The sequence below is a fragment of the Oleiphilus sp. HI0067 genome, assembly GCF_001635735.1.
On the sequence record NZ_LWFI01001362.1, the window covers coordinates 1 to 1,059 of the forward strand.

Sequence of the window (1,059 nt, forward strand, 5' to 3'; positions counted from 1 at the left end):
TCACGGTATGCGACCTCAAGCTCATAATTACCAGCAGTGAGATTCGCCTCACCCCACTTGACCCATCCCCAAGTATTATTTGGCATATTATTTTGCAAAGAGCCATAATCGCCTAATGCGTTGCCATTGCTGTAACTAACGCTTGGATCACTTCCCAATGGATTCGTTAATTTCGCCCAAAATGAATCCGAAGACCCTCCTGCGCCAAATACGCGCATCCAAATATAATGTGTTCCTGAACTCTTCGCCTCTACCGTATAAAGTGTTTTACCAGTGGCAGGCACACTCGTACGATTGCCCGTCCCTAAACTCACAAGCGTCCCGATAAAATCGCCACCACTTGTTACATTGGTGTCACGAGATGCTTGGATACGGTCAGATTCAGTACCAGAAGATTGCGTCTCTAACGCAGCAGCAAACTTCATTGGCTCAGAAATATTATCGGCAATTGGCGCTTTAGGCTTCTCTGCCTCTAATAAATCACTGTCTGTTACAGGGGTGCGCCCGACCCAGAGCCTCCTACAGCGTGATAATAATAATGGTCGCTCTGATCTTTCAGATAGTAGGTTGCTGGATAAAATGTGTAGTCTTGGCGAGAGTTATCGGCACAATCGTCTGCACCACTCTCTTTACAAACCATGTCAGCATCGCGAATATCGTAATCCCAATAAGATTCCGTTTTAGTAGATGTATCTAAGTCTGCAAATAAGTTAACCGTACGTGTACCAAAAGCCGTTGTGACTGGCTCAACTAAGGTTGCTGTCACACTCGCATCTGTAAAGGTATAGCCATTGGTTTTCGCAACGCTATCAAACTCAGCATTAGTAAAGGTCGGCCAAGGATCATAGGTCACACTTGGGTCGTAATATGCCGTGTTGTATGCGGAACTTTTTGCTGATGCGTACTGTGCAATAGGGGGTATTGCATAGCGGTTGCTATAGAGGCGGCGACCGTCATACCCGCCTGTATCTACGCCGTTGGCAAATACGTAAGCATACTGGCCGTAGCCACCACTATTGAGGTAATCACCGTTTGAGTCTACAAAATTACCATCGCTTC

Annotated in this window: 2 protein-coding genes; both read right to left on the reverse strand. The window is 46.3% G+C overall.

What is annotated here, in order from left to right:
• On the reverse strand, window positions 1-425 hold a 425-nt coding region (locus A3739_RS21620), incomplete at its 3' end, for a hypothetical protein (protein ID WP_156502741.1).
• A gap of 65 nt (window positions 426-490) precedes the next feature.
• Window positions 491-1,059 (reverse strand): hypothetical protein (locus tag A3739_RS30230; RefSeq protein ID WP_197472482.1); only part of this gene is annotated, 569 nt, incomplete at its 5' end.